Annotated in this window: 28 protein-coding genes; 10 read left to right on the top strand and 18 right to left on the bottom strand. The window is 34.1% G+C overall.

The annotated features are described in order from the left end of the window. Nucleotides 1–35: 35 nt before the first annotated feature. A complete protein-coding gene (locus tag CSUIS19073_RS00650; protein WP_086242087.1) occupies nt 36–2,609 on the bottom strand; it encodes an ATP-dependent Clp protease ATP-binding subunit in 2,574 nt (857 codons plus the stop codon). A 172-nt stretch (nt 2,610–2,781) separates the two neighbouring features. Here CSUIS19073_RS00650 and CSUIS19073_RS00645 point away from each other — a divergent pair, with 172 nt between their 5' ends. The 8 genes from CSUIS19073_RS00645 to CSUIS19073_RS00610 are packed head-to-tail and all read left to right on the top strand — an operon-like array spanning nt 2,782 to nt 9,014. Continuing rightward, entirely contained in the window at nt 2,782–4,056 is a 1,275-nt protein-coding gene (locus CSUIS19073_RS00645) for a S41 family peptidase (RefSeq protein ID WP_439099125.1), read from the top strand. Nucleotides 4,057–4,066: 10 nt separating this feature from the next. After that, on the top strand, nt 4,067–4,780 hold the full coding sequence (gene purC, locus CSUIS19073_RS00640; protein ID WP_086242085.1) for a phosphoribosylaminoimidazolesuccinocarboxamide synthase: 714 nt from the start codon (nt 4,067–4,069) through the stop codon (nt 4,778–4,780). A 20-nt stretch (nt 4,781–4,800) separates the two neighbouring features. After that, entirely contained in the window at nt 4,801–5,031 is a 231-nt protein-coding gene (gene purS / locus CSUIS19073_RS00635) for a phosphoribosylformylglycinamidine synthase subunit PurS (protein WP_086236640.1), read from the top strand. Nucleotides 5,032–5,033: 2 nt separating this feature from the next. Next, complete coding sequence (purQ, locus tag CSUIS19073_RS00630) at nt 5,034–5,699, top strand: phosphoribosylformylglycinamidine synthase I (RefSeq protein WP_086236639.1); 666 nt, start codon at nt 5,034–5,036, stop codon at nt 5,697–5,699. Beyond that, on the top strand, nt 5,693–6,835 hold the full coding sequence (locus CSUIS19073_RS00625; RefSeq protein ID WP_086236638.1) for a hypothetical protein: 1,143 nt from the start codon (nt 5,693–5,695) through the stop codon (nt 6,833–6,835). Before purQ ends, CSUIS19073_RS00625 begins: the two co-directional genes overlap by 7 nt. Continuing rightward, nucleotides 6,819–7,502 (top strand): lysophospholipid acyltransferase family protein, encoded by a 684-nt coding sequence (locus CSUIS19073_RS00620; protein WP_086242084.1) that lies wholly within the window; start codon nt 6,819–6,821, stop codon nt 7,500–7,502. Before CSUIS19073_RS00625 ends, CSUIS19073_RS00620 begins: the two co-directional genes overlap by 17 nt. Before the next feature lie 7 nt (nt 7,503–7,509). Next, a complete protein-coding gene (locus CSUIS19073_RS00615) occupies nt 7,510–8,112 on the top strand; it encodes a DedA family protein (RefSeq protein WP_086236636.1) in 603 nt (200 codons plus the stop codon). Further along, nucleotides 8,109–9,014: an AEC family transporter gene (locus CSUIS19073_RS00610; RefSeq protein ID WP_086242083.1), complete on the top strand. Its 906-nt coding sequence runs from the start codon at nt 8,109–8,111 to the stop codon at nt 9,012–9,014. The genes CSUIS19073_RS00615 and CSUIS19073_RS00610 overlap by 4 nt, the downstream gene beginning before the upstream one ends. On the opposite strand, the gene fliP is transcribed toward CSUIS19073_RS00610, so the two are convergent. The 10 genes from fliP to CSUIS19073_RS00560 form a co-directional block, all read right to left on the bottom strand. Beyond that, nucleotides 9,007–9,732, bottom strand: coding sequence for a flagellar type III secretion system pore protein FliP (gene fliP / locus CSUIS19073_RS00605; protein ID WP_180379368.1), 726 nt, complete (start codon nt 9,730–9,732; stop codon nt 9,007–9,009). The two genes, CSUIS19073_RS00610 and fliP, sit on opposite strands and share 8 nt — an antisense overlap. Nucleotides 9,733–9,806: 74 nt before the next feature. Further along, nucleotides 9,807–10,511: a carboxy-S-adenosyl-L-methionine synthase CmoA gene (cmoA, locus tag CSUIS19073_RS00600; RefSeq protein ID WP_086236633.1), complete on the bottom strand. Its 705-nt coding sequence runs from the start codon at nt 10,509–10,511 to the stop codon at nt 9,807–9,809. After that, on the bottom strand, nt 10,501–11,400 hold the full coding sequence (locus CSUIS19073_RS00595; RefSeq protein WP_180379367.1) for a bifunctional riboflavin kinase/FAD synthetase: 900 nt from the start codon (nt 11,398–11,400) through the stop codon (nt 10,501–10,503). Before CSUIS19073_RS00595 ends, cmoA begins: the two co-directional genes overlap by 11 nt. Beyond that, nucleotides 11,369–12,070 carry a 23S rRNA (cytidine-2'-O)-methyltransferase TlyA gene (tlyA, locus tag CSUIS19073_RS00590; RefSeq protein WP_086236631.1) on the bottom strand — a complete coding sequence of 234 codons (702 nt, stop codon included), beginning with the start codon at nt 12,068–12,070 and terminating at the stop codon, nt 11,369–11,371. Before tlyA ends, CSUIS19073_RS00595 begins: the two co-directional genes overlap by 32 nt. Next, nucleotides 12,060–14,006 carry an NAD-dependent DNA ligase LigA gene (ligA, locus tag CSUIS19073_RS00585; RefSeq protein ID WP_086242082.1) on the bottom strand — a complete coding sequence of 649 codons (1,947 nt, stop codon included), beginning with the start codon at nt 14,004–14,006 and terminating at the stop codon, nt 12,060–12,062. Before ligA ends, tlyA begins: the two co-directional genes overlap by 11 nt. After that, nucleotides 14,003–15,142, bottom strand: coding sequence for a dihydropteroate synthase (folP, locus tag CSUIS19073_RS00580; protein ID WP_086236629.1), 1,140 nt, complete (start codon nt 15,140–15,142; stop codon nt 14,003–14,005). The genes ligA and folP overlap by 4 nt, the downstream gene beginning before the upstream one ends. After that, nucleotides 15,139–15,762, bottom strand: a complete 624-nt coding sequence (locus tag CSUIS19073_RS00575) for a DNA polymerase III subunit delta' (protein ID WP_086236628.1) — start codon at nt 15,760–15,762, stop codon at nt 15,139–15,141. Before CSUIS19073_RS00575 ends, folP begins: the two co-directional genes overlap by 4 nt. Continuing rightward, the gene (locus tag CSUIS19073_RS00570) at nt 15,759–16,298 is read right to left on the bottom strand and encodes a HobA family DNA replication regulator (protein WP_086236627.1); all 540 of its coding nucleotides are present in this window, start codon (nt 16,296–16,298) and stop codon (nt 15,759–15,761) included. The genes CSUIS19073_RS00575 and CSUIS19073_RS00570 overlap by 4 nt, the downstream gene beginning before the upstream one ends. Next, nucleotides 16,298–17,515, bottom strand: a complete 1,218-nt coding sequence (locus CSUIS19073_RS00565) for an aspartate kinase (RefSeq protein WP_086242081.1) — start codon at nt 17,513–17,515, stop codon at nt 16,298–16,300. The genes CSUIS19073_RS00570 and CSUIS19073_RS00565 overlap by 1 nt, the downstream gene beginning before the upstream one ends. Further along, the gene (locus CSUIS19073_RS00560) at nt 17,515–17,985 is read right to left on the bottom strand and encodes an RNA pyrophosphohydrolase (protein ID WP_086236625.1); all 471 of its coding nucleotides are present in this window, start codon (nt 17,983–17,985) and stop codon (nt 17,515–17,517) included. Before CSUIS19073_RS00560 ends, CSUIS19073_RS00565 begins: the two co-directional genes overlap by 1 nt. A 113-nt stretch (nt 17,986–18,098) precedes the next feature. Between CSUIS19073_RS00560 and hemW the strand changes: the two genes are divergently transcribed. Next, a complete protein-coding gene (hemW, locus tag CSUIS19073_RS00555) occupies nt 18,099–19,133 on the top strand; it encodes a radical SAM family heme chaperone HemW (protein WP_086236624.1) in 1,035 nt (344 codons plus the stop codon). A gap of 17 nt (nt 19,134–19,150) precedes the next feature. Here the strand turns inward: hemW and dnaK are convergent, their stop codons facing one another. From dnaK to CSUIS19073_RS00530, 5 genes are read right to left on the bottom strand one after another with little or no spacing between them, the layout of a single operon-like run. After that, nucleotides 19,151–21,022, bottom strand: coding sequence for a molecular chaperone DnaK (gene dnaK, locus CSUIS19073_RS00550; RefSeq protein ID WP_086236623.1), 1,872 nt, complete (start codon nt 21,020–21,022; stop codon nt 19,151–19,153). A gap of 53 nt (nt 21,023–21,075) precedes the next feature. Beyond that, nucleotides 21,076–21,594: a hypothetical protein gene (locus tag CSUIS19073_RS00545; RefSeq protein WP_086236622.1), complete on the bottom strand. Its 519-nt coding sequence runs from the start codon at nt 21,592–21,594 to the stop codon at nt 21,076–21,078. Between the two features lies 1 nt (nt 21,595). Next, entirely contained in the window at nt 21,596–21,982 is a 387-nt protein-coding gene (locus CSUIS19073_RS00540) for a hypothetical protein (protein WP_086236621.1), read from the bottom strand. 15 nt (nt 21,983–21,997) lie between these two features. After that, nucleotides 21,998–22,519 carry a nucleotide exchange factor GrpE gene (locus CSUIS19073_RS00535; RefSeq protein ID WP_086242080.1) on the bottom strand — a complete coding sequence of 174 codons (522 nt, stop codon included), beginning with the start codon at nt 22,517–22,519 and terminating at the stop codon, nt 21,998–22,000. Continuing rightward, a complete protein-coding gene (locus CSUIS19073_RS00530; RefSeq protein WP_086236619.1) occupies nt 22,516–23,304 on the bottom strand; it encodes an HrcA family transcriptional regulator in 789 nt (262 codons plus the stop codon). Before CSUIS19073_RS00530 ends, CSUIS19073_RS00535 begins: the two co-directional genes overlap by 4 nt. Before the next feature lie 235 nt (nt 23,305–23,539). Between CSUIS19073_RS00530 and CSUIS19073_RS00525 the strand changes: the two genes are divergently transcribed. Then, nucleotides 23,540–23,707, top strand: a complete 168-nt coding sequence (locus tag CSUIS19073_RS00525) for a hypothetical protein (protein WP_180379353.1) — start codon at nt 23,540–23,542, stop codon at nt 23,705–23,707. Here the strand turns inward: CSUIS19073_RS00525 and CSUIS19073_RS00520 are convergent. Together CSUIS19073_RS00520 and CSUIS19073_RS00515 are read right to left on the bottom strand one after the other, a co-directional pair. Then, nucleotides 23,696–23,929, bottom strand: coding sequence for a hypothetical protein (locus CSUIS19073_RS00520; RefSeq protein WP_086236618.1), 234 nt, complete (start codon nt 23,927–23,929; stop codon nt 23,696–23,698). The two genes, CSUIS19073_RS00525 and CSUIS19073_RS00520, sit on opposite strands and share 12 nt — an antisense overlap. Next, nucleotides 23,929–24,942: a DHH family phosphoesterase gene (locus tag CSUIS19073_RS00515; RefSeq protein WP_086236617.1), complete on the bottom strand. Its 1,014-nt coding sequence runs from the start codon at nt 24,940–24,942 to the stop codon at nt 23,929–23,931. The genes CSUIS19073_RS00520 and CSUIS19073_RS00515 overlap by 1 nt, the downstream gene beginning before the upstream one ends. Nucleotides 24,943–24,946 lie beyond the last annotated feature (4 nt).

The raw sequence follows: 24,946 nt of genomic DNA, 5'->3' as shown, positions 1-24,946 counted from the left end.
AACCATCTAGCAAGATAAATTTATTCGTGGATAAATCAACCCTTTGTTATCACAATTTGACTATCATTAGCATCTATAACTATGCTATCGCCGCTTATGATTTCATCTTTTAAAATCATATCAGCCACCCTATCTTCTACTAGCTCATACAAAGCTCTGCGAAGTGGTCTAGCACCATATACAGGGTCAAATCCGGCTTGTGAAATTAAATTTATAGCTTTATCGCTAAGCTCTGATTTTATCCCACGAGCCAAAAGCTTGCTCTCTAGCTCTTTAAACATTATTTTTACAATCTGACCCAACTCCCCTTCACCAAGCGGATTAAATATAATACAATCATCTAATCTATTTAAAAATTCAGGCTTAAAATACTCTTTTAAAGCTAGTTTAACCGCTTCATCTCTCTCTTTACCGCTTAGATCCATAATCGCTGATGAGCCAATATTGCTAGTTAAAATAATGATTGTATTTTTAAAATCTACAGTAACACCCTTACTATCAGTCGCCCTGCCATCATCTAAAATTCCAAGTAAGATATTAAACACATCTTTATGAGCCTTCTCTACTTCATCAAACAAAATCACGCTATATGGCTTACGCCTAACTGCTTCAGTAAGCTGTCCGCCCTCTTCAAACCCCACATAACCAGGAGGCGCACCAAGAAGTCTGCTAACGGTGTGCTTCTCCATATATTCACTCATATCAAATCTTATCATCGCTTTTTCATCATCAAAAAGAAATTTCGCCAACGCCTTCGCACTCTCAGTCTTACCAACGCCCGTAGGCCCAAGGAATAAAAAGCTACCGATCGGGCGATTTTGGCTACTTAGGCCAGCTTTATTTCTCTTAATAGCCCTAGATAGTGCGTGTAAGGCTTCATCTTGACCTATTACGCTATCTTTGAGATGTTTTTCTATATTTAGATATCTCTCTTTTTCGTTTGTGAGCATTTTGCCAGCTGGGATTCCTGTCCATTTGCTTAAAATTCCAGCTACCATATCTTCATCTACTTCATTTTTGAGTAGCACTCCACCCTTTTTCATCTCTTCCCATTTAGCTTCTAGCTCTTTTATCTTAGTGTTTGCTTCTGGAATTTTGCCATATTCTATCTCTGCTGCCTTTTCATAAGCGTTATTTCTCTTCGCTTGCTCAGCTTCATTTTTTAGAGTTTCTATCTGTTTTTTAGCCTCACTTATACCATTAAATACCGCTTTTTCATTTTTAAATTTAGCCTCTAAATTTGATTTTTTCTCATTTAAATTTGCTATCTCTTTTTCTATCTCATTTAATCTATCGCTATTTTTATCTTCACCCTCCATTTTTAAAGCCTCTTTTTCGACTATTAAAGTCTCAATCTCTCTTTTAGTCTTAGCTAGCTCAAAAGGCTCACTCTCAATTTGCATTTTTAACTCTGCGGCCGCTTCATCTATAAGGTCAATTGCCTTATCAGGCAAAAATCTACCACTAATATATCTATGACTTAGCTTTGCTGCTGCTACTAAAGCACTATCTGTGATGGTTACATTGTGATGGACTTCTAATCTATCTTTTATCCCACGAAGGATTTGTAAAGCTTCATTTACACTTGGTTCTGCTACATTGACAGGTTGAAATCTCCTTTGTAAAGCGGCGTCTTTTTCAAAATATTTTCTATACTCTTTTAGAGTTGTAGCCCCAACTGTGTGAAGCTCTCCACGAGCTAAAGCTGGCTTTAATATATTAGCAGCATCCATAGAGCCTTCGCTAGCTCCAGCGCCTACTATTGTGTGAATTTCATCTATAAATAAGATTATATTTCCAGCTTTTTTGACTTCATCAATTATCGCTTTTAATCTATCTTCAAACTCACCTCTATATTTGGCTCCAGCGATCAACGCACTCATATCAAGAGCTATTACTCTTTTATTTGCTAAGGTTGTAGGGACTGCCTTTTTGACAATTAGTTGAGCCAAGCCCTCTACAATAGCGGTTTTACCAACTCCAGGCTCACCTAATAATATCGGGTTATTCTTAGTCTTTCTAATTAGAATTTGCATCATTCTAGTGATCTCTTCATCTCTGCCGATGACTGGATCAAGCTCACCGCTAGCGGCCTTTTTAGTTAGATCAATCCCAAATTTATTTAAAGAGTCTAGATTTTCATCAGCAGTTTGGGTATCAATACTCTTACCTCCACGCATTAGCTCTAACTCTTTTTTAATCTCAAGCAAATCTAGATATTTTGATAAAATCCCCTTTATAGGCTCACTATCTAAATTTCCAATTATCCAGCTATCAACTGCTATAAATTTATCCCCTAAGCCGATCATTACGGACTTAGCACGCTCTAAGCTATCTACTAATTCATTTGAAATTTGAATATTATTTTTTGAGACATTTGAGCTTTGTGGTAATTTATCAGCGTTGCTTTTTATATCTAGCACCAAGGCATCTTTGCTTACATTTGCTTTATTTAGAATTTGATTTAATACTGAGTTACTATCAGCACTCAAAGCCCAAAGCATATGCAAAGGGACAACTTGCGGATTTTTATTTCCAATGGCTAAAGATATAGCACTATCTATTAAATCTTGGCTCATTGATGTTAGTTCATTGAATATATTTGCCATATTTTCTCCTTAAACTTTATATGAGTAGTATTATATAACTTTAGTCTGTATTTGTCAAGGTTTGGTAAATTTTCTAATATTTTTAATCAAATTTAACTAATTTTTTTAATGTTATAACAAATTAATATAATTTTAGGTAAAATAGCTGATTTTATTTTTTTGGAGTTATATGTTGAAAAGTAGTAGAATTTTACAATTAACTGGTTTTATAAGCGTTATAGCCGCTAGTGCCATTGCCCTAAATGCTCAAACAACACAAGATAGCAGAGTAGAAGCTCTTGCGAAGCTGACAAAAACTATAGCCATAGTAGAAAAGCACTATGTAGATGATATAAATTTTACTCAAATAGTTGATAAAACCATATCCGGACTCTTAACAAATCTAGATGCTCACTCTGGATATTTAGATGAAAAAGCCTTTAAAGATATGTTAATCCAAACTAAGGGCGAATTTGGCGGTCTTGGCATAACTGTTGGGATAAAAGATGGAGCTTTAACCGTTATAGCCCCAATCGATGATACTCCAGCTTATAAAGCTGGGGTTAAATCAGGTGATGTGATATTAAGGATAAACGGCGAATCAACTATAAACACTACTATTGATGAGGCTGTAAATAAGATGAGAGGCAAGCCAAATACCCCAGTAGAGATAACCATAGTAAGACAAGGGGAGAAAAAGCCATTTGATCTAAAAATAGTAAGGGATATAATCACCGTAGAATCAGTCCAAGCTAAGATGATTGAAGATGAGAATATCCTATATTTAAGAGTTACAAATTTCGATCAACATGTAACCAAAAAGGCTAGAGAATTTATCAAAAAATATCCAAAAGCCAAAGGCATAATCCTAGATTTAAGAAATAATCCAGGCGGATTATTAAACCAAGCTGTTGGGCTTACAAATTTATTTGTTGAAAGTGGCGTTATAGTATCTCAAAAAGGTAGAGATAAAAATGAAGATGAGATCCACTCAGCACAAAAAGGCAACTTCATTACAAACGCACCATTAGCAGTGCTTATAAATGGCGGAAGTGCTAGTGCTAGTGAGATAGTAAGCGGAGCCTTACAAGATTTAAAAAGAGCCGTGGTAATCGGAGAAAATAGCTTTGGTAAAGGGAGCGTTCAAGTAATTATGCCAGTTGATCAAAAAGAGGCTTTAAGATTAACTGTAGCAAGATACTATCTCCCAAGCGGTAGAACTATCCAAGCAGTAGGAGTAACACCAGATATTGTAGTATATCCTGGCAAAGTGCCAAACGAAGAGAGTGGATTTAATATAAAAGAGGCTGATTTAAAGCAACATTTAGAGAGTGAGTTAAACAAAATCGAACCAAAAAATAAGAAAAAAGATAAAGATGATAAAAATACAATAACCCAAAAGCAAATTTATGATGATATTCAGCTAAAAACAGCTATTGACTCTATAAAAGTATTAAATATCAAATAAGGAGAAATGTATGGAAAAATTAGAGTTGCTTTACGAAGGTAAAGGTAAAAAAATGTGGTCGGTCAAAGGTAGTGATGAGCTATTAATCGCTGAATTTAAAGATGATTTAACAGCATTTAACGCTGAAAAAAGAGGCAACGAAGAGGGAAAAGGTGCTTTGAATAATAAAATTTCCGCCGCTATATTTAAACTTTTAAAAGAAAATGGCATAGAAACTGCCTTAATAAAAAGCATTAGCCAAACTGAGCAACTAGTCAAAAAATGCTCAATTATCCCTTTAGAAGTAGTGGTTAGAAATATCGCTACAGGAAGTTTAAGCAAGAGATTGGGTATTAAAGAAGCTACCGTTTTACCTTTTACTTTGGTTGAGTTTTACTATAAAGATGATGCTTTAGGCGATCCGCTAATCAATGATGAACACGCTATTTTATTAGATATTGTAAAGAGCGAACAAGATTTAGTAACTCTGCGTCATCTTGGAAGACAAATCAACTCAATATTAGTGCCATTTTTTGCTTCAAAAGGGCTAAAACTTGTTGATTTTAAGGTTGAATTTGGTGTTGATAAAGATGGAAATATTTTATTAGCTGATGAGATTAGCCCTGATAGCTGTAGATTTTGGGACGCAGATACAGGTGAAAAGATGGATAAAGATAGATTTCGCCAAGATCTAGGTAGTGTAAAAGTAGCCTATGAAGAGGTTTTGCGTAGGATATTATCATAATAAATTTAAAAGGGTAGATTATGAAAGTAACTATAAATGTATATTTAAAAAATGGGGTCTTAGACCCAGCTGGTAAGGCTACAAAACATGCTCTACAAAGTCTTGGTTTTAATAGCGTAAATGATGTCCGAATAGGCAAACAAATTATCTTAAATTTAAATGAGAATACCACAGATGAAGAGATAAAAAATATGTGCGAGGAGCTACTAGCAAATACGGTTATAGAAGATTATGAGATAGTAAAAGGCTAAAAATGAGAGTAGCTATCATAAATTTCCCTGGGACAAACTGCGAAAGGGATACTAAATACGCTTTTGATTTGCTAGGATTTAATTCAGAGATAATCTGGCATAAAGATAGGGATTTTAAGGCTGATTTGATAGTATTGCCTGGTGGATTTAGCTATGGAGATTACCTAAGAACAGCAGCAATTGCTAAATTTAGCCCAGCTATGCAAACAGTTATAGAGCACGCCAATAGCGGTGGATTGCTACTTGGGATTTGTAATGGATTTCAAATGCTTTTAGAGCTTGGCTTACTTCCTGGGGCTATGAGACGAAATGAAAATATGAGTTTTATTAGCAAATTTAACCATCTAAAAGTAGTATCAAATAATAATAAATTTCTATCAAATTTCAATAACTCCGATATAATCAATATCCCACTAGCTCACGGAGAGGGCAACTACTACGCTGATGATGATACTATAAAATCACTATATGATGATGATTGTGTATTACTAAAATATTGCGATAAAGATGGAAATGAGATAAATCTAAATGGCTCAGTGGATAATATTGCTGGAATTTGTAATAAAAATAAAAATATATTTGGCCTTATGCCTCACCCAGAAAGAGCTGTAGAGAGCATATTAGGCAGCACAGATGGCGCTAAAATGCTTAAAGGATTTCTTTGTTAAGAGCTATTTTTGCACTTATTTTGCTTGTTAATATATCTTTTAGTAATGAGCGATTAATTACGAATGAGCAGATACAAGGCATAGCAGATACTGATGAGATAATGGATATTGATCCATCTCTAATATACCAAAATATCGATCCAGTAGAGCTAAGCCTATCTAGTCAAAGTGTAGAAAAATCAGTCTATATCTATCAGCCTTTTACCCTAAATTTAGTTGCAAATACTGATAAAATTCTAGATTTTGATATGAATCTTACCTTGCAATCTAATGATATAACTTGGCTAAACCAAAAGCCACTATGGAGTAAAAAAGCCGCTGGAGTATATGAAACCTCCATACATTTAATAGCTAGTAGTCCAAATGCTGATATTGAGGCTATTACTCTAACTCTTAAAAGAAATGGTATGTTCTTTCAAAATAGAACAATCAAACCAAATCTTCCTTTGATAAAAGCCATTAAACCAAAGGGGAATTTTGCCAATTTCGTAGGTGAAAATTTAGAGATAAAAATGTTTAAAAGCTCTAAATTTAATGAGTATTCTAATCTAACCACCATTGAATTAAGCAGCAAAAATGGGAATTTAACACTCTTTAATATCCCTGGAAATTTCGAAAAACAGGGCTTTGACACTCTTAAGGGTGATTATAAAAATCAAAGTGGAATTTACCTAATAATAAGCGATAATAATCTAACCAATATAAACTTTAGTTACTATAACCTTGATAAAAATAGCTTTGATGATATAAATCTTACTATAAATGTCCAAGATAGCGACCTAAGCACGCAGGTTCCACTAAACCCAAAAGATGGAGAATTTCAACTATATAAAGAGATTAGCATATATATTGCTATTATTATATCTTTGCTTATTTTTATCTGGCAAAGGAGCTACTATTGGTTGCTAATTGCGATAGCATTCATCGCCTACTCTATTCATGATAATAAGCCTTTTAGCGACGCTAAGCTCAAAGCAAATGCTAAGGTAAGAATTCTCCCAATGTCAAATTCAACTATATTTGCCATAGCAGCAAAAGAGCAAAACGTTAAAATTATCACCAAAAATGAGAATTACACAAAGATAATTTTACAAAATCAAACAATAGGCTGGGTAGATAATGAAAGCATTAAATAAGATAAAAAGCTGGCTATATGCTATTGAGATACTACTAAGTGTGGTTATCGTAGTTTTAATATTTTTTGTAGCTCCATCATCTAATCTATGGGTAAGACGCAAATGGTCAAGAATGCAAAAATTTCTAATTGGGTATAAAATAGATATAGTAGGCTCTCCAGACCCAAGGGCAAATATGATTATAGCTAATCACCAAAGTATGCTAGATATAATGGCATTAGAAGATATACATCCAGCTAATATCTGTTGGATAGCCAAAAAAGAGATTGAGGATATACCATTTTTTGGTAATGTAATTCGTGTGCCAAAGATGATACCAATAGATCGCAAAGACCCAAGATCACTACCAAAGATAATAAAATTAGCCAAAGATAGAATTAGCGAAGGTAGAGTAATAGCGATATTTCCTGAGGGCACTCGTGGAAATGGAGATAAGATTTTAAAATTCAAAAGCGGTGCAAATATGATTGCCAATAAGCTAAATTTAGTCGTTCAACCTGTGCTAATCATCGGATCAAGAAAGATTATAGATAGCAAGAGTATTAGCGTAAATTCTGGCACCTTGAAAATTATCTATATGGATATTGTAGATACTAGCGATAAAAATTGGCTTGAAAATACTAGAGTTAAGATGCAAAATTTGCTAGAGCAAAATCTAAGCAAATAGGTCAAATATGCTAGAAACTATCGTTAATTACTTAGTGAATTTAGTAGCTGATTGGGGCTATGTGGGCATATTTTTACTAATGGCTTTAGAGAGTAGCTTTTTTCCTTTTCCTAGTGAAGTAGTGATGATACCAGCTGGATATTTGGTATATACTAATCAGATGAATTTATATATGGTATTTGCATCTGGAGCATTAGGTAGCCTTGCTGGAGCGATATTTAACTACTATTTGTGCTACTTTTTTGGTAGAGCATTTATATTAAAATATGGCAAATATATAGGAATTACAGATGAGAAAATGGCTAAATTCGAGAGATTTTTTAATAAATATGGTGAAATTTCCACATTTAACTGCCGTTTAATTCCTGGCATTAGACAATATATCAGCTTGCCAGCAGGACTAGCTAAGATGAATATCTTTACTTTTAGCATTTATACCACGCTTGGAGCTGGAATTTGGGTAGCGATTTTAATTGCTATTGGGTATTATATTGGAGACCAAAAAGAGCTAATTAAAGAGTATTTACTCCAAATCACCATATATCTATTAATTGCTGTAGCCATCATCACGCTCATATATCTATACATACAAAAAAGACGCAAAAAATGATAATATATCCCCTATTTTCAATGTTTATACTGCTATTTAGCGGATATGTAGCAAAGAGATTAAGAATCATCTCGCCAAATAAAGCTATAGTATTTTTGGATTTTGTTTTATGGTTTGCCTTGCCATCATTGATTTTTGATAAAGTATATCATTTAGTTGTAGATTTAAATTTAATTAGTATGGTGCTTGTGGGGCTTATCTCATCAGTAGTAGCTGCTTTTGTAGCTGTAGCAATAGGCTATATGCTTAAATTTTCAAATGCTACTTTAGCTAGTATAGCACTCCTTAGTATGTTTGGCAATACCCTATTTATAGGTATTCCTATAGTTCAAGGATTGTATGGCGAGGGTGCTTTGAGTATAGTTATTTTATATGATCAAGTAGTTACAGCTTTGCCTATTAGTATCTTTGGGCCATTGATACTAGGATTTGGAACTTCAAAGAAAAGCTCAATAATCCAAAATAGTCTTAAAATTATCAAATTTCCCCCATTTATTGCACTAGCTCTAGCTGTAATACTTAAAAATTTTACCCTACCTGAGATTATATTTGAGCCTTTAAAAATGCTATCTAGTAGTATGGTGCCAGTGGCTCTATTTGCCGTTGGGTTAAGGCTTGGGTTTAATAGCATTAAAAGCTCTTATAAGGCTTGCTCGGTAGTGATTTTAGCCAAGATGATATTAGCGCCGATTATATTTTTATTAATCGTAAAAATCTTTGGTATAGAGCTTAGCAAAGAGTGGGTAATAGGGTTAATAGAAGTCGCTACTCCGCCAATGGTATTAGCAAGTGCTATGATATTAAAGGCAAATTTAGACTCAAATCTAGCCATATCAAGCGTAGCCATAGGTATGATAACTATATTTATCACAATGCCAATTTTATATTTTATAGCTACTTAAAGCTTTGGACTAAATTACCAACTAATAAATTCCAACCATCAACAAGGACAAAAATAAGCAATTTAAATGGCAGCGATATCATAACAGGTGGCAACATCATCATACCCATAGCCATCAAAACCGAGCTTACAACCATATCAATTACCAAAAATGGCAAATATAGCAAAAAGCCTATCTCAAATGCAGTTTTAAGCTCACTAATTATAAAAGCTGGAGCCGCTATAGTCAGTGGCACATCATCTATAGTTGCCGGATTTGGTAGCTGACGAATACGATAAAATAGTGCCAAATCCTTTTCTCTAGTATTTCGTATCATAAATTCTTTAAATGGCTTTGCACCTTTATCAAAAGCCTCTTGATAACCAATTTGCTCATCCAAATATGGCTTTATACCCTGCTCATAACTCTGCTTAGCCACTGGCTCCATAATGAAAAATGTAAGTATCAAAGCTAGAGATATAAGCACATTTGTAGGTGGCATCTGCTGAGTACCCATAGCTTGACGCAAAAATGAAAACACTATAACTAATCTTAAAAAGCTAGTAACTACAAATATCAAAGATGGAGCAAGAGCTAAAAGAGTTAAAACTACTAAAACATTTAAACTAGTAACTAACTGCTGTGGGGTATCTGGTGCGCTTAGGCTAAGATTTATAGTAGGCACGGTTACCGTATCAGCGCCAAATCCAGAAGCAAAAAACAGAAATATTAAAGCCAAAAATCTCAAAAAAGCCCCTTAAAATAATGATTATTCTACATTAAATTTATTTAAATACTAATAAATCAATATTATCACTTAAATGCTACAAAGGTAGCGAAATTAGCCCATTTAAATATGGTTTCTACACTTTTAAAACCGCTATTTATGCATAATTCTCTATTCTCATTTTCGCTATATGGTATCAAGATATTCTCTAAGGCTTGACGCTTTTGTACTATTTCAAATTTAGAATATCCTTGCGACTCTTTATACTCTTCATAGATATTTATCATATCTAGAGCCAACTTCTTATCATCATATACTAGCTTTTCACTAAATATAAATATCCCATCTCTATCTAAACTAGCAAAAATTTTCTTTACAAATTCATCTCTTTTAATAGGCCTAATAAACTGCAAAGTATAATTAAGCATTACCGCATCTGCCCTATTATAATCATACTCCAAAATATCAGCATTAATCAGCTCAATTTTCGCTCCATAGCCACTAGCCCTATTCTTAGCACGCTCTAGCATAGCAGGACTATTATCAACGCCCAAAAGCTCCAAATCCCCCCTAACCCTATAAAGCTCCAATAAAGTAGTAGCAGTAGAACATCCAAGGTCAATAACCCTAGAGCCTTGCTCTAATCTTTTAGATAAAAATGAGATTATAAGCTCCTGGGTTTGCTTATAAAATGGCACAGATCTAAACACCATATCATCAAATACACTTGCCACACTCTCATCAAATTCAAATTGCTTATTTATAGCGGTTTTAAAGACCTCATCTCTCATCATAAACCCCTTCTAAATTTCTAGAGTGCAAACTAACCTCTTCAATGCTTAAATCACAGCTTTTTGCCACATTTTGTGCTATTACTATATCTTTTGAAATTTGCTTTTTTAAATCATCTAGATTATCAAATTTAGCATTATCCCTAATCCACTCAACAAAGCAAACTCGCACACTACTTGGTCTATTATCAATGCTTTTATCTAAAATATGATTCTCAATAGCAAACTCCCCATCAGTGCTAAGCCTATAGCCAATAAATGTGATAGAGCTATAGGTATTATCATCTATCTTTGTCCTTGTAGCATATACTCCATCTTTAGGCACTAGATATGGGGTTATATCCAAATTCAGGGTTGGATATAGATATTTTTTACCAATTCCTTGGCCTGTTATCACCTTGCCAATTACGCTATACTCACGCCCTAAAAGCCTATTAGCCCTATATATATCACCATCACGCAAAAATCTTTTTATAGCTGAGCTATGCACCCCAAGACCATCAAAGCAAAACTCATCTACCACAACCACTTCACCGCTAAATAGATGCTTTAAATCATGTTTATCCCAGGCTCTATCCTTGCCAAATTTAAAATCATATCCGACAACAATCTTGCTTAAATTTACAAAATCCCTCTTAAGCATATCTATAAACTCATCGCCTCTAAGCTCAGAAATATCCTTTAAATCATAGTAAAAACATGGCACACCGCTATACTCTTGGTGTCTATCCTTAGGAGTTAAACAAGCCTTATCGCTTCGCACTACCACTAAAGCGCCATCTTTTCCAAGCTGCTTGATTAGCTCCTTATGGCCTTTGTGAATTCCATCGAAATTACCGATGGCTATGGCTTTTATGCTACTTTTTAAAATAGTAGAATAGCTCAATATTCCCTTCCTTGCCTTTGATTTTTGACTCGCTTTTTTTGATTAATTTCCAGCCCAAAGCTAAACACTCACTTTGGAATTTAACCATAGCTTTATTTATAGCCTTTTCATCTTTTACAACACCATTTTTAGTTCGTTTAGCACTCTTGCCAACCTCAAATTGCGGCTTAAATAATAGTATTATATCACTAAGTGCCAACCTATCAATATGCGTAATGATATGTAATAATGAGATAAAGCTCACATCAGCAGTAATAATATCAAATTTATCCACGCTTACAAACTCCCTAATATCGGTATTTTCTTGGACTATTACCCTGCTATCATCTCTTAAATTTGGACTTAATTGCATAGTGCCTACATCAAGAGCTGTGATCTGCCCTATCCCTTTTTCTAGCAAAATTTGGACAAATCCACCAGTACTAGAGCCAATATCCAAAGCGATTTTACCGCTTAAATCTAGCTTAATTTCATCTAAAAATCCAGCCAATTTCAACGCTGCTCTACTAACATAAATTTGAGTTTGAGCCTCTATAACATCATCTACACTAATCTCTTGACTAGGCTTATTTATAGGTTTTGAATTTACAAGCACAGAGCCATCATATATGAGTTGTGCTGCTTGATTTCTACTGATATTTAAGCTATTTGCCACAGCCAAATCAGCCCTCATTTATCAATCTTTCATACTCTTTTTCATCTATGATTTTAACCCCTAAAGATATGGCTTTATCATATTTACTTCCGCTTGATTCCCCGCTTAGTAGATAATCACTCTTAGATGATACAGAGCTACTAACCTTAGCCCCAAAGCTCTCTAGCTCTTTTTTTATCTCATCTCTAGGACGAGAAAGGGTGCCAGTTATAACTATAGTTTTACCACTAAATATATTTTGAGTAAATTTAATATCTTCAATTTTAGGCTTTACAAACTCCATAAGCTCAATAATTTTATCATAATTAACACGCATAAACTCCAAATAGCTAAGTGCCATCGCCTCGCCAAATCCATCAAGGCTTAAAAGCTCATCTTGATTTAAATTTAGCCAATTATTTGGATAGGTTGAGGCTATCTTTTTTGCTGCTACTTCGCCAATATGCTCAATCCCTAAAGATGTGATAAATCTATGAAGTGGTGGGGTTTTGCTTATATTTATGGCATTTAGGATATTATCTATCTTTTTATCCTTAAAGCCCTCTAAACCATTAAAGCTACCCCTATCTAATCTATAAATATCAATTATACTTGATATTTTGCCATTTTCATATAAAAGCTCTATAATAGCATCGCCAAGACCATCGATATTCATACACTTTTTAGAAGCAAAATATATAATCGAGCTTACCACCCTAGCCTTACAACTCAAATTTTGACACTTTATAAATACCCCTTCATCTAAAAGCTCACTACCACACTTAGGGCAGTTAGTCGGACGCTCTATATTAGATTGGGTGCCATCTCTTCTACTTTTATACACATCTGTAATCTTAGGTATCACATCTCCACTTCTAATTACGCAGATCATATCACCCTTCATAAGCCCTAGACGCTCTATCTCATCGAAGTTATGTAAGGTTACATTTCTTACAAAAGCCCCATCAATCTCCACCCCATCAAGAATACCAACAGGAGTAACCACGCCAGTTCTACCTACTTGTAAAGCTATATCTAGTAATTTAGCGCTCTTTTGTGTAGCTGGGAATTTATAAGCTACCATAAATTTAGGAAATTTAACCGTAAATCCTAGCTCATCGCACTTAGCAAGGCTATCAATGCGAACTACCATACCATCCATCATTATAGGCTTCTCATCTCTTAGCAATAAGAGTTTAGAGTAGGCATTTTTAACCTCATCTACGCTATTACAAACCCTAATAAAATCATCTCTTAAAAATCCAAGAGATCTTACAAACTCCATCATTTGGCTATGTGTGGCAAATTTAAGCTCATTTGCCCCCACTCCCCACGGATAGAATTTAAGCCTTCTAGATTTAGTTATACTTGGATCAAGCTGTCTTAAGCTACCAGCAGCTGCGTTTCTAGGATTGGCTAGTAAATTAAGCCCATCTTGAATTCTCTTAGCATTAATCTCTTCAAAATCCTTTTTAGCGATAACCACTTCGCCCCTAATCTCGATAAATCCATCATAAGGAATCTTTAAAGGAATAGAGCTAATCACCTTAGCATTATTAGTAACATCCTCGCCAATCTCTCCATCTCCCCTTGTGGCAGCACTTTTTAAAATTCCATTTTCATATGTTAAATTCAAACTCGCACCATCAAATTTAGGCTCTACAAAAAATCTTTGCAACCCCTTATCTCCACGCTCAATCCACGCTAAAAGCTCATCATCGCTAAAAATATCCTCCATAGACCACATTCTAGCCTTATGAGCTAACTTCTCAAACTGATCTAAAATCTCGCCACCTATGCGATTAGTAGGCGAAAACAGCACCTTTAAGCTTGGATTTTCTTTCTCAAATTTAACAACCTTATGATATAAAGCATCATACTCATCATCGCTTGCTATTGGTATATCATCGGTATAATAAGCCTTTGCCCATATATTTAGCGTATCAACCGCTTCTAAATACTCTTTTTGATTCATACTATTTCTAAATCCTTATACGCATTATGTAAATTTAGCATCTGAATATGCTCCTTAGGATCGTGCGTCCTAATGATGCTAGCGCCATTTTCTATAGCTTTTTGATGTAGATACAAGCTCCCAGCTAAACGCTCATCTACACTACTTGGATTATAGTAATCTATCATAGATTTTCTACTAGCTCCTACTAAAAGCGGATAACCAAAGGATAAAAAGTGCTCTAAATGCTTAATCAAAGCCATATTATCACGGGCGGTTTTGCCAAATCCTATACCCACATCAAGATAAATTTGCTTAGCCTTAGACTCTTTGATTTTTTCTAATTTTTGAGCAAAAAACTCACTTATAATCTCTAAAATATCGCTATTTTTTACATTAATTTGCATAGTTTTTGTATCGCCATTTTTATGCATTAGACAATATTTTGCTCCATATTTACCGGCTAAAAAAGCCAAATTTGTATCCGCACTTATATCATTTACAAAACCAAATCCATGATTCAAAGCATACTCCAAACAAAATGGATCAAAACTATCAAGGCTAAACTCAACTTTCTCATAAAGCTTATTAGTATAGATTAGATCTACAACTGGCTTTACCCTTTCAAATTCCGCCTTAGCACCGATATATTCGCTTCCTGGCCGTGAGCTAACCATACCAATATCTATATAATCCACACCCAAATCAATCAAACTCTCCATACGCAAAACCGCCTCATCAGCGCCAACTCTACTTGCTGGATTAAAGCTATCGTTATTGAAATTTAAAACCGCCATTATCTCGCATTTTTTTGGCTTTTGGAATGAATTTGATAAAAAATAGCCCAATTTTTTAAGACCAAAATCTTGAGATAACTCCTTTTTAGCTAGGATTTGAGCTTGTTTATCATTTATTATTAAAAGTGCATTTTCTAGCTTCTCCCCACCAAAAATTGCACCATGCGAACTCACTAGCTCAGCACCGATACTAAGGGCATCTTGCTTTAAGATATTAACCGCCACAGCCTTTATATCTTTAATTAAAATAAAATTTAAATTTGCCTTTTTTCTCATAATTTTCGCCCCACTTTTATGCGGAGCTATAAAATTGCAAATTTGGTCAAAATCACTATCGATATTTAACTTATAAGCTCTCATTTTATCCTTTGCATTATCAGTAGAAGTAGTGGTAAAAGCGTGGTTTGAGCCTTAGCATTTAGATCTGTAATTCTATAAAGTTTATTAAAATATATATAGTCCTCATGGCTAAATTTAACCCCATTTTTAACTGCGTCTATGATTATGGATTTGAGTAAATTTAGAAGTTGAGTTTTGCTTAATTTATCGCTTTTTTCTAGTGCCACTTGAGTAGCTACATAATCGTTAATATAAGCTAAATTTAAGTTTGAGAAATTTATACCAGTTGGCTCACTTTTTGCTAGTTTCACCCTATTTTCAATACCTAAACGAGAGCAAACCGTAGGTAAAAATATATTCTTAGCTGGTGCAACCAAAACAAAAATTATATTTCTTGGTGGCTCTTCTAAAATTTTAAGTAGAGCATTTTGCGGATCTATGCCATATTTATTAGCCATAATTAGCAAGACTTTTGGCTGATTTTCTGCGATATATGCTTGAGATATTATCTCCCTAGCGCCTTCCATAAGCAAATTCTCATACTCAAAAATCTTTAAATACTCAGGCTTTAATAGCTGCGAGTACTCAGCCTTAATACTCTCAAAATCATCGCTAATAATAATTTTACTACTTAAACTCAAAGCTCAACCCGACCAAATAGCACCGCATCTATAGTTCTATCAAACAATCTAAACATAGATAAAAGCTTAAAATCCAAATTCTCATCTGTAGAGCTAAGATAGAAGCTATTTTCAGCTTGTTCATCAAATAGCCACATATAGCTACTAGTGCGATTTTTGGCTATTGCACATAGCTTTGAGCTACTTTTACCGATATAAAAATATACAAATCCATTTGGAAAAGAGATACTAAGCATATCATCAAGCAAACTTATCTCTTCTTTGGAATTTATATCATTTAATCTTGGATATAAGGACTTAAGCGAAATAAATGGCAATATAGGTCTATGCGAGCCTTTGCGGTTAATACTGCGTAAAAAATAGCTCTCAAACCACTCCCTATCCTCATCGCATATAATTATAAATGGCGCACCATCGATAAGGTATCTAAGCCTTGAGGCAAGTAGCGGCGCCCACTCTAGACGCCTCTCCTCCATCCAGCTAAGCTCCTTGCTTGAACTCCTTATAGCATCCAAGCTCCATTTGATAAGATCCATTACTTCTCTAACTCATAAGCTTTATGAAGCGCTCTAACGGCTAATTCGCCATATTTTTCTGCTACAATCATCGAAATTTTAATCTCGCTAGTAGAGATCATCTGGATATTAATCCCCTCATTTGCCAATACAGAAAATGCCATAGATGCTACACCGCTATGACTCTTCATACCCACACCAACTACGCTTACTTTGACTACTTCGCTATCTATCTCAATGGATTTTGCACTACCATCATCAACTACATTTCTAGCCGCCTCCATCTCATTTTGAGGCACTGTAAAGCCAAGGCTTGTAGTGCCATCTTCGTGGCTTGTATTTTGAATAATCATATCTACATTTATATTTTTATCAGCTAATTTTTTAAATATACTAGCTGCAACTCCTGGCTTATCTACAACACCCCTCATCGTTACTCTTGCTTGATTTTTATCTAGCGCTATACCGCTTATTAATGCTTGCTCCATTCCTGATATTTCCATGTTTGCCTCTCCTGTGATTAGTGTTCCTTCATTATTGTTAAAGCTACTTCTAGTGACTAAATTTACCTTTAATTTTTTGGCTAACTCTACACTTCTATTTTGTAGTACCTTTGCCCCCATACTAGCTAGCTCTAGCATCTCATCATAGCTAATTTTCTCAAGCTTTCTAGCCTTAGGCTCTATCCTTGGATCTGTAGTATATACCCCATCTACATCTGTGTAAATCTCACACAAATCAGCCTTTAGAGCTCCTGCTACAGCCACAGCACTTAGATCGCTTCCGCCACGACCTAGCGTTGTTACATCTCCATCTTTACTAACGCCTTGAAATCCAGCTACTACGACTATATTGCCTTCTTTTAGCGCTTCTTTCATCTTTTTGCCATCTATATCGATAATTCTAGCCTTGGTAAAATCGCTATTTGTTATAATCCCAGCCATATCTCCACTAAATGCCACAGCCTTATATCCTTTTGAATTTAAAGCAATTGATAAAAGTGAGCTTGTAACTCTCTCGCCAGAGCTAAGGAGCATATCCATATCTGCACTTTGTTGCTGAATTTTGCTAAAGTGCTCAGCATATTCTATTAGCTGATTTGTTACCCCACTCATAGCAGAAACCACGACTACTACATCATTACCAGCATCTTTAGTAGCAATTACTCTTTTAGCAACCTCTTCTATTCTTTCTAAATTTCCAACGCTTGTCCCGCCATACTTTTGCACTATTAGCATTATATGAATCCTTCATCTTTAAAATATTTAAGCACTTTAGCATACGCGCCCTTTTTGAAGTGATTAACCTTGCTTAATACATCATTTACAGGCATAAAGCAGTAATCATCAAATTCAGGGTGTTTTGTCGCTAGATCAATCTTTGCATTTGGCTTTAGTCTAACCAAAAAATATCTTTGAATTTGTCCATCATATGGCGCCATTTTCTTAGCGATATTTTCAGGAAAATCATACTCAAGCCACTTAGGGTGCTCACATAAAATCTCTACTTCACTTGTCCCTATCTCCTCTTCAAGCTCTCTAAAAAGAGCCTCTTTGGGTGATTCGCCTTCATCTATCCCACCTTGTGGAAACTGCCAAGCTCCACTAATATCATATCGTTGAGCGATGAATACTTTACACTCTAAAGGATAAGATGGAGATAAAATAATCGCCGCTACATTTGGACGATACCTCTTGCCTTTATCCATTTTTGATCCTAAAAATTTGGTAAAAATCCTACCCTAAAAGCGTTTAAAGTTTAATAAATCAACTAAATTTAATAAATTATTTGTTAAATTTAGAATAAATTTTAGGACAAATTTTGCATATCTATATACACATTCCATTTTGCGAATCAAAGTGCCCATATTGTGCTTTTGGCTCTCATAGCGATCAATTTGCTATAACTAAAGAGTATTTTAAAGCCCTTACAAAAGAGATAAAAAATATCAAATTCAATGATAAAATCTCCACAATATTTATAGGTGGTGGCACTCCAAGTAGCGTAGATGCTAGGTTGTATGATGAAATTTTTGAATACTTAAGACCAAATTTAAATAAAGATTGTGAGATCACAAGTGAGGCAAACCCAAACTCAGCAAATTTGAAGTGGCTAAATCATATGAGAGAGCTTGGCGTAAATCGCTTAAGCCTTGGGGCTCAAAGCTTTAATGAAAAAAAGCTTAAATTTTTAGGCAGAATTCACAACTCAAAAAGAGTATTTAAAGCTGTAGAAGATGCCAAAATAGCTGGTTTTAAAAATATAAATGTTGATATAATGTATGGCACAAAACTTGACACTAAAGCCTTAATATCTAGCGAAATTCAAGCCTTAAAAGAGCTAGAAATTACACATATATCAGCCTATAGCTTAATGCTTGAGAGTGAGTTTAGCTCTAAAATATCATATCAAAAAGATAGCCCAATCCTAGCTAAATATCTTATAAATTCACTTGAAAATATCGGATTTAAGCAGTATGAAATATCTAATTTTGGTCAAATTTGTAATCACAATCTAAGCTACTGGCAAGGCGATGACTACTATGGATTTGGTGCGTATGCTGTGGGGACAATTGGGCTAAAAAGATATAAGGGTGCGACAAATCTTAAAAATTATATAGCCAACCCTTTTAAAAAAAGCATTGAAAAATTAAGCCTTGAGGATAAAAGAAGTGAAAGAGTATTTTTAGGTCTTAGGAGCATTATTGGCGTAAGCTTAAGCGATTTAAGTTCAAATATGCAAAAAACAGCTGAAATTTTAATCAAAGAGAGAAAATTAATATTAAAAAATGGGAGAATTTATAATCCAAATTTCTTATTAGCCGATGAGATATATCTATATTTAAGCCAGCCTTAATTAGGCTAGCTTAAATTTTATTCTACTTCAGCGTCTATGACATCATCATCTTTTTTCTTATCTTGTGCGTTGGCACCAGCGGTTTGATTTTGATACATAGCTTCAGCTAGTTTATGGCTAACTTCGCTTAGAGCTTTTACTTTTATATCGATTTGCTCTTTTGTAGCACTCTCATCTTTTAATGTCTCTTTTAGATCATTTAAGGCTGCTTCGATTTTAGCCCTATCTTCGCTTGGAAGTTTCTCGCCAAGCTCATCAAGAGATTTTTGAGTTTGATGGGCTAAGCTATCAGCACCATTTCTAGCCTCAACTGCCTCTTTTCTCTTTTTATCCTCTTCTTTATGAGCTTCAGCGTCATTTACCATTTTATTTATCTCTTCTTCGCTTAAGCCGCTTGAGCCACTGATAGTTATGTTTTGAGCTTTACCACTGGCTTTATCTTTTGCTGAAACGGTTAAAATTCCATTTGCATCTATATCAAATGTAACTTCAATTTGTGGCACACCTCTTGGAGCTGGCATAATTCCTTCAAGATTGAAATTACCTAAGCTTTTATTATCTTTAGCAAACTCTCTTTCGCCTTGGAGTACATTGATTGTAACTGCGCTTTGATTATCCTCAGCAGTTGAGAAAGTTTGAGATTTTTTAGTTGGGATTGTGGTGCCCTTTTCTATCAATTTACTCATAACCCCACCAAGAGTCTCAATACCAAGGCTAAGAGGTGTAACATCTAGCAAAAGAACATCTTTTACATCGCCTTTTATAACCGCACCTTGGATAGCCGCACCAATTGCTACAACTTCATCAGGATTTACTGATTTGTTTAGCTCTTTATCAAATGCTTTTTTGACCTCTTCTTGCACTACAGGAACACGAGTTGAGCCACCTACCATTACTACTTCTTTTATATCACTTTTGCTTATACCAGCGTCTTTTACTACCTCATTTATTTTTGTGATAGTTTGAGATACCAAATCATCTATCATACTTTCAAATTTAGCCCTACTAATAGTCTTTGTAAGGTGTTTTGGCCCAGTGGCATCAGCTGTGATAAATGGTAGATTTATAGTTGTCTCCATAGCGCTACTTAGCTCTTTTTTGGCATTTTCAGCAGCCTCTTTTAAGCGTTGAAGAGCCATAACATCATTTTTAAGGTCTATTCCACTTTCACTTTTAAATTCATTTACCAAAAAGTCAATTAAGCGGTTATCAAAGTCATCTCCACCTAAGAAGGCATTTCCACCTGTTGCTAAAACCTCAACTACGCTATCTCCAGTTTCTAGCACAGTTACATCAAATGTCCCACCACCTAGGTCATAAACTACGATTTTTTCGGCCTCTTTTTTATCTAAACCATAAGCCAAAGCCGCCGCTGTTGGTTCATTTATGATTCTAAGTACATTTAATCCTGCTATCGTTCCAGCTTCTTTTGTAGCTTTTCTTTGGCTATCATTAAAATATGCAGGCACAGTTATAACCGCATCAGTAACACTCTCACCCAAAAACGCCTCAGCATCTTCTTTTAATTTAATCAATACTTTAGCTGAAATTTCTTGTGGAGTATATGTTTTACCAGCTATCTCAACAGCACACGCACCATTTCTATCTACTATATGATATGGAAGGCGGCTTTTTGCTTCCACGGCATTTTTCTCATTCATCATAAGACCCATAATTCTTTTTATAGAAAATATGGTTTTTTCTGGATTTGTTACTGCTTGGCGTTTAGCTGTATCGCCGACTAAAATCTCTCCCTTATCAGTAAAAGCCACAACGCTTGGAGTTGTATTTTTACCCTCTTTGTTGGGGATTACTTTGCTTTCGCCTCTTTCATATATGCTTACGCATGAATTTGTTGTTCCTAGGTCTATTCCTATTACTTTTGCCATTGTTTTCTCCTTGAAATTAGTTTATTAAACAATAAATCACACAAATTGTGCACCTATTTTCTTCTTCCTTGATATCTTTTCTCTATCTCTCTTTTTCCTTTATCTGTAATAGATAACTCCCCAGTTTTCTCATCATATTTAATGTAGTCAATATTTTCATTAAGATAAGAAGTTTTATTTCTCCTATTACAAATAACATTATTTACCAATTGGGGATGATGTGGTGCAAAAATTTTTTCTATATCATCCCCGCTGACACTATCAATTTCATATAAATATAATAGTATCAAATCATCAAATAATGCATTATGGTTTATGCCATTACAACTATTTTCTTGTGTTATCATATCTTCTCCTAAAATTAATTTAAATTCTTTATATACTTCATTTGTATAAGTATATTTTGTTGTTGGTTCTGTATAGAACTCCTTGTTTATGCTGTTTTCTATGAAATCTCTTAAGCTATCTTTATACATTTCTTTAAAATATTTTTTGTCAATATTTCCTTTAATATAGCCATAGCATAGGATTTCATAAAAATTTCTAGAGTCTTCATAAAAACTTTCTAACATGTCAAATGCGAGTATTGCTTGTTTGTAGTCGTCTATAAAAGACATTTTCTCGTGACAAGAAAAAATTTTTTTCTTTATTTTTACCTATTTCCCTCCAAATTTCAATAGCTTGCATATTTTGGTTTATAAGTTTTTGTGACCTAGCAATGTATGCCGACCCAAAAGCTACAAAAGCTGAGATGACCGAAACACATAGTGAAAAAATAGAAATAATTTGGCTATTTTCCACTCTTTGCCCTTGCTTGGCTTTTTCTATCTCTTTTTTACGCAAATATTCTAAACGCTCATTGGCTGAGTTTGCTATAGCTGTATAAAAGCCTGTACTTTTTACACTATCCAAGCTTTCATTAGCTATTTGGACTCTTTGTGAATTTTCAGTATTTGACATATTTTCTCCATTAAACTATTTTGCTATTACAACCATAGATGGTCTTAAAACTCTATCATTATATAGATAACCTTTTTGATAAACAGTAGCTATCTTGCCACTTTCTACCTCCTCTGTCTCTATATAATTTATAGCGTTATGAACTTCTGGGTTAAACTCACCGCTAGTATCAATCTCCTTTATACCATACTTTTCAAAGCACTTTTTAAACTGCTCTATGGTTAAGTTTATACCATCTTTTATCTTATTTGCTATCTCATCATCGCCACTTTGTAAATTCGCAGCAATCTCCAAAGCATCAATAACTGGCAAAAGATCTCTAGCAAAGCTCTCATTTGCGAATTTCAAAGCTTCAGCCTTTTCTCGCTCTAAACGCTTTTTGATATTTTCAAAATCCGCAGTAGCTCTTATCAAATCCTCTTTAACCTTAGCTAACTCACTATCTAATTCGCTTTGCTCATCTTGCTTACAATCTTGACAATCTTGCTCATTTAAAGCTAAATTGTCATCTAAATTTTCATCTATATCTTGACTCACGCAGCCTCCTTTAACATACTTAAAAACTTCTCATAATCGCTATAAACGCTACTAGCACAAAGCATAATAGCTGGTTTGCCCTGATATATCACATCAGTTTTTAATCCCATATAGCCAGTAGAAAATAGCGGACTAAAGGCTAAATTTCCATTAAAATTATTACCAAATGATGGATCTAAAATCGCCTTTATACTATCATCTTTACAAATTTCAAAAGCAATTTTCTCATTTTCTTGAAATAAAATCTCCTCTCTTTTTAAAGCTTTAATTTTAACTCTTAGCTCACTTAGTCCCACTTGCATAGAGATGTGATCTAGCTCTTCTAAGCTAACTCCAATTAAATTGCTTAAAAATTTTTCAACTTTTGAGCTAAATTTAATAGATATACTCTGAGTGTTAAAATCAAGAACTAAAAAGCGATCTTTAAGATTTAAAACATCTTTTAAAAATAGCTTTTGATTTTCAAAAATCATGCAATAAATATCATTTTTATAAACTAAAAAATTTAGTAAATCAATATTATTTATAGATAATATTGGGCTAAATTTAAGTCTATTTTGCCAATAAATCTCCATCGCACTAGCTGTAGGAATTCGCCCACCGCTAATGTGTAGTTGAGTGATCGCCCCCTCATCGCTAAGCTTTTTAAAATATACCCTAATAGTAGATGCCGGGATAGCTATATTCATTCTCATACCAAGCTCACTAGACCCAATTGGCTCATTTGCTTCTAAATATGCATGAATGATAGACTCTAGTATTAAATCTCTCTTATCTACTTTCATTATTAGCACTCTTTATATTTAATTGCTAAGTTAATTATACAACATTGAGCCAACCTTTGTCAAGTATTTTAAGCAAAAATATTAAAATTATCAAATTTATTTAGCAATTGATATACCTAACTGCTTATAATCATAAAATTTAAATATGTGAAAATATAAATTGTATGCAAAAAATTTATTGATATTTAATAACTCATAAAGTATAATTCACTTCTTAAATCAAAAAGGGGACAAATTGAGCAATCTAACAGCAAAAGAGAGAGATGAATTAGAGCATATTTTTACTCAAATTCAGATTAGTAGGTTTAAATTTAATATCTATAGGTATTATAAAACGCTAAATAAAAAGAGTCAATTTGCCATTAGACTACTAAGATATAAAACCAAAAGGCTACTTAAATAGCTCTGGATAATTCTTTTTCATATATTCTACTACAGCTATAACCTCATCTACGCCGTTTGCGTCGCTATCTTCTAGCACATCATCTATAACATCAATGTATCTATCAAAGGCCTCATTTATCAGCTCCTTTTTAACCCCAGCATAATACAACATACCAAGAGTCGCTAGCTCAAGCTCATAGCTCATCTCCTCTAAAGTCACATCATTTTCATAATTTTTCATTATTGCTCTCCTGTTTTTTTATTAATCAAATTTACCACTTGTGATTTTATCTCATCATAATTATAACTATCTACAAATCCAGCAAAAAACCCACCACTAGCATTTTTATGCCCACCTCCATCACAAAGCTCTTTTGCCATTTGGCTTACATCAAAATCCCCATTTGATCTAAAACTCATACTCTTTTTACTAGTTATATCAATGAAAAATTTAAACTCAGGATTTGCTACTAAAAAGTCATTTCCAATCACGCTAGCACTCCCTATATTATAGGTTAGAATTCCCCTACTCCCACGATAATCAATGCTAAATTTATCACTATTTGAAGTAAGATGCCTAACTAGATAATTTGAATTTAGATTGCTTAGAGTATCATCATTTTTAAGGTAAAAAAACTCTTTTTTAATTCCATGAAGTCTATTATCAAGCTCGATATGGGCGTTATTTAAGCTTAAGAATTCGCAAAAATTTTTAATAAGATAGAAGATATACTCTATATGCTCCTTTTCAAACATAACCTTATTTATCTCCTTAGCTCCAGCAATTGCCCCCATACAGACCTTACCAAGCTCAAAATTTGGATCATTTTTTAGCCAAATATCCACCGCATTTACCACATTACAATACGCCTCTAGCCTCTCATCAGCCCCAAACATCGCACTAAAAAAATCATAACAAATTTTAGTAGCACTCCTAGAGTTATCAAGATAGTACCAAGGAAATATCTGTGAGCACTCAGCACCAGTTTGATGATGGTCTAATAAAATTAACTTAACATTTTTATCTTTGAGTTGCTCTTCGTAGCTTTGGCATTGAGTTTTGGTTAAATTTAAATCTGTAATTAAAATAACAGCCTTATCATTACCAATTTTAGAGATGATATGCGACATTTTTTTATCAATCTCTTTTCCATAATTTGAGTTATAAAATTCAATATTTTTAAGATAAAAATTACTAACAAACTGACAAGAGTATCCATCTAAATCAGTATGACTAAGATGATAAATTTTCATTTTA

Source organism: Campylobacter sp. RM19073, assembly GCF_024723495.1.
GTDB lineage: Bacteria > Campylobacterota > Campylobacteria > Campylobacterales > Campylobacteraceae > Campylobacter > Campylobacter porcelli.
The sequence above is the reverse complement of the archived record's forward strand: the minus strand, read 5'-3'. Positions and strand labels throughout refer to the sequence as shown.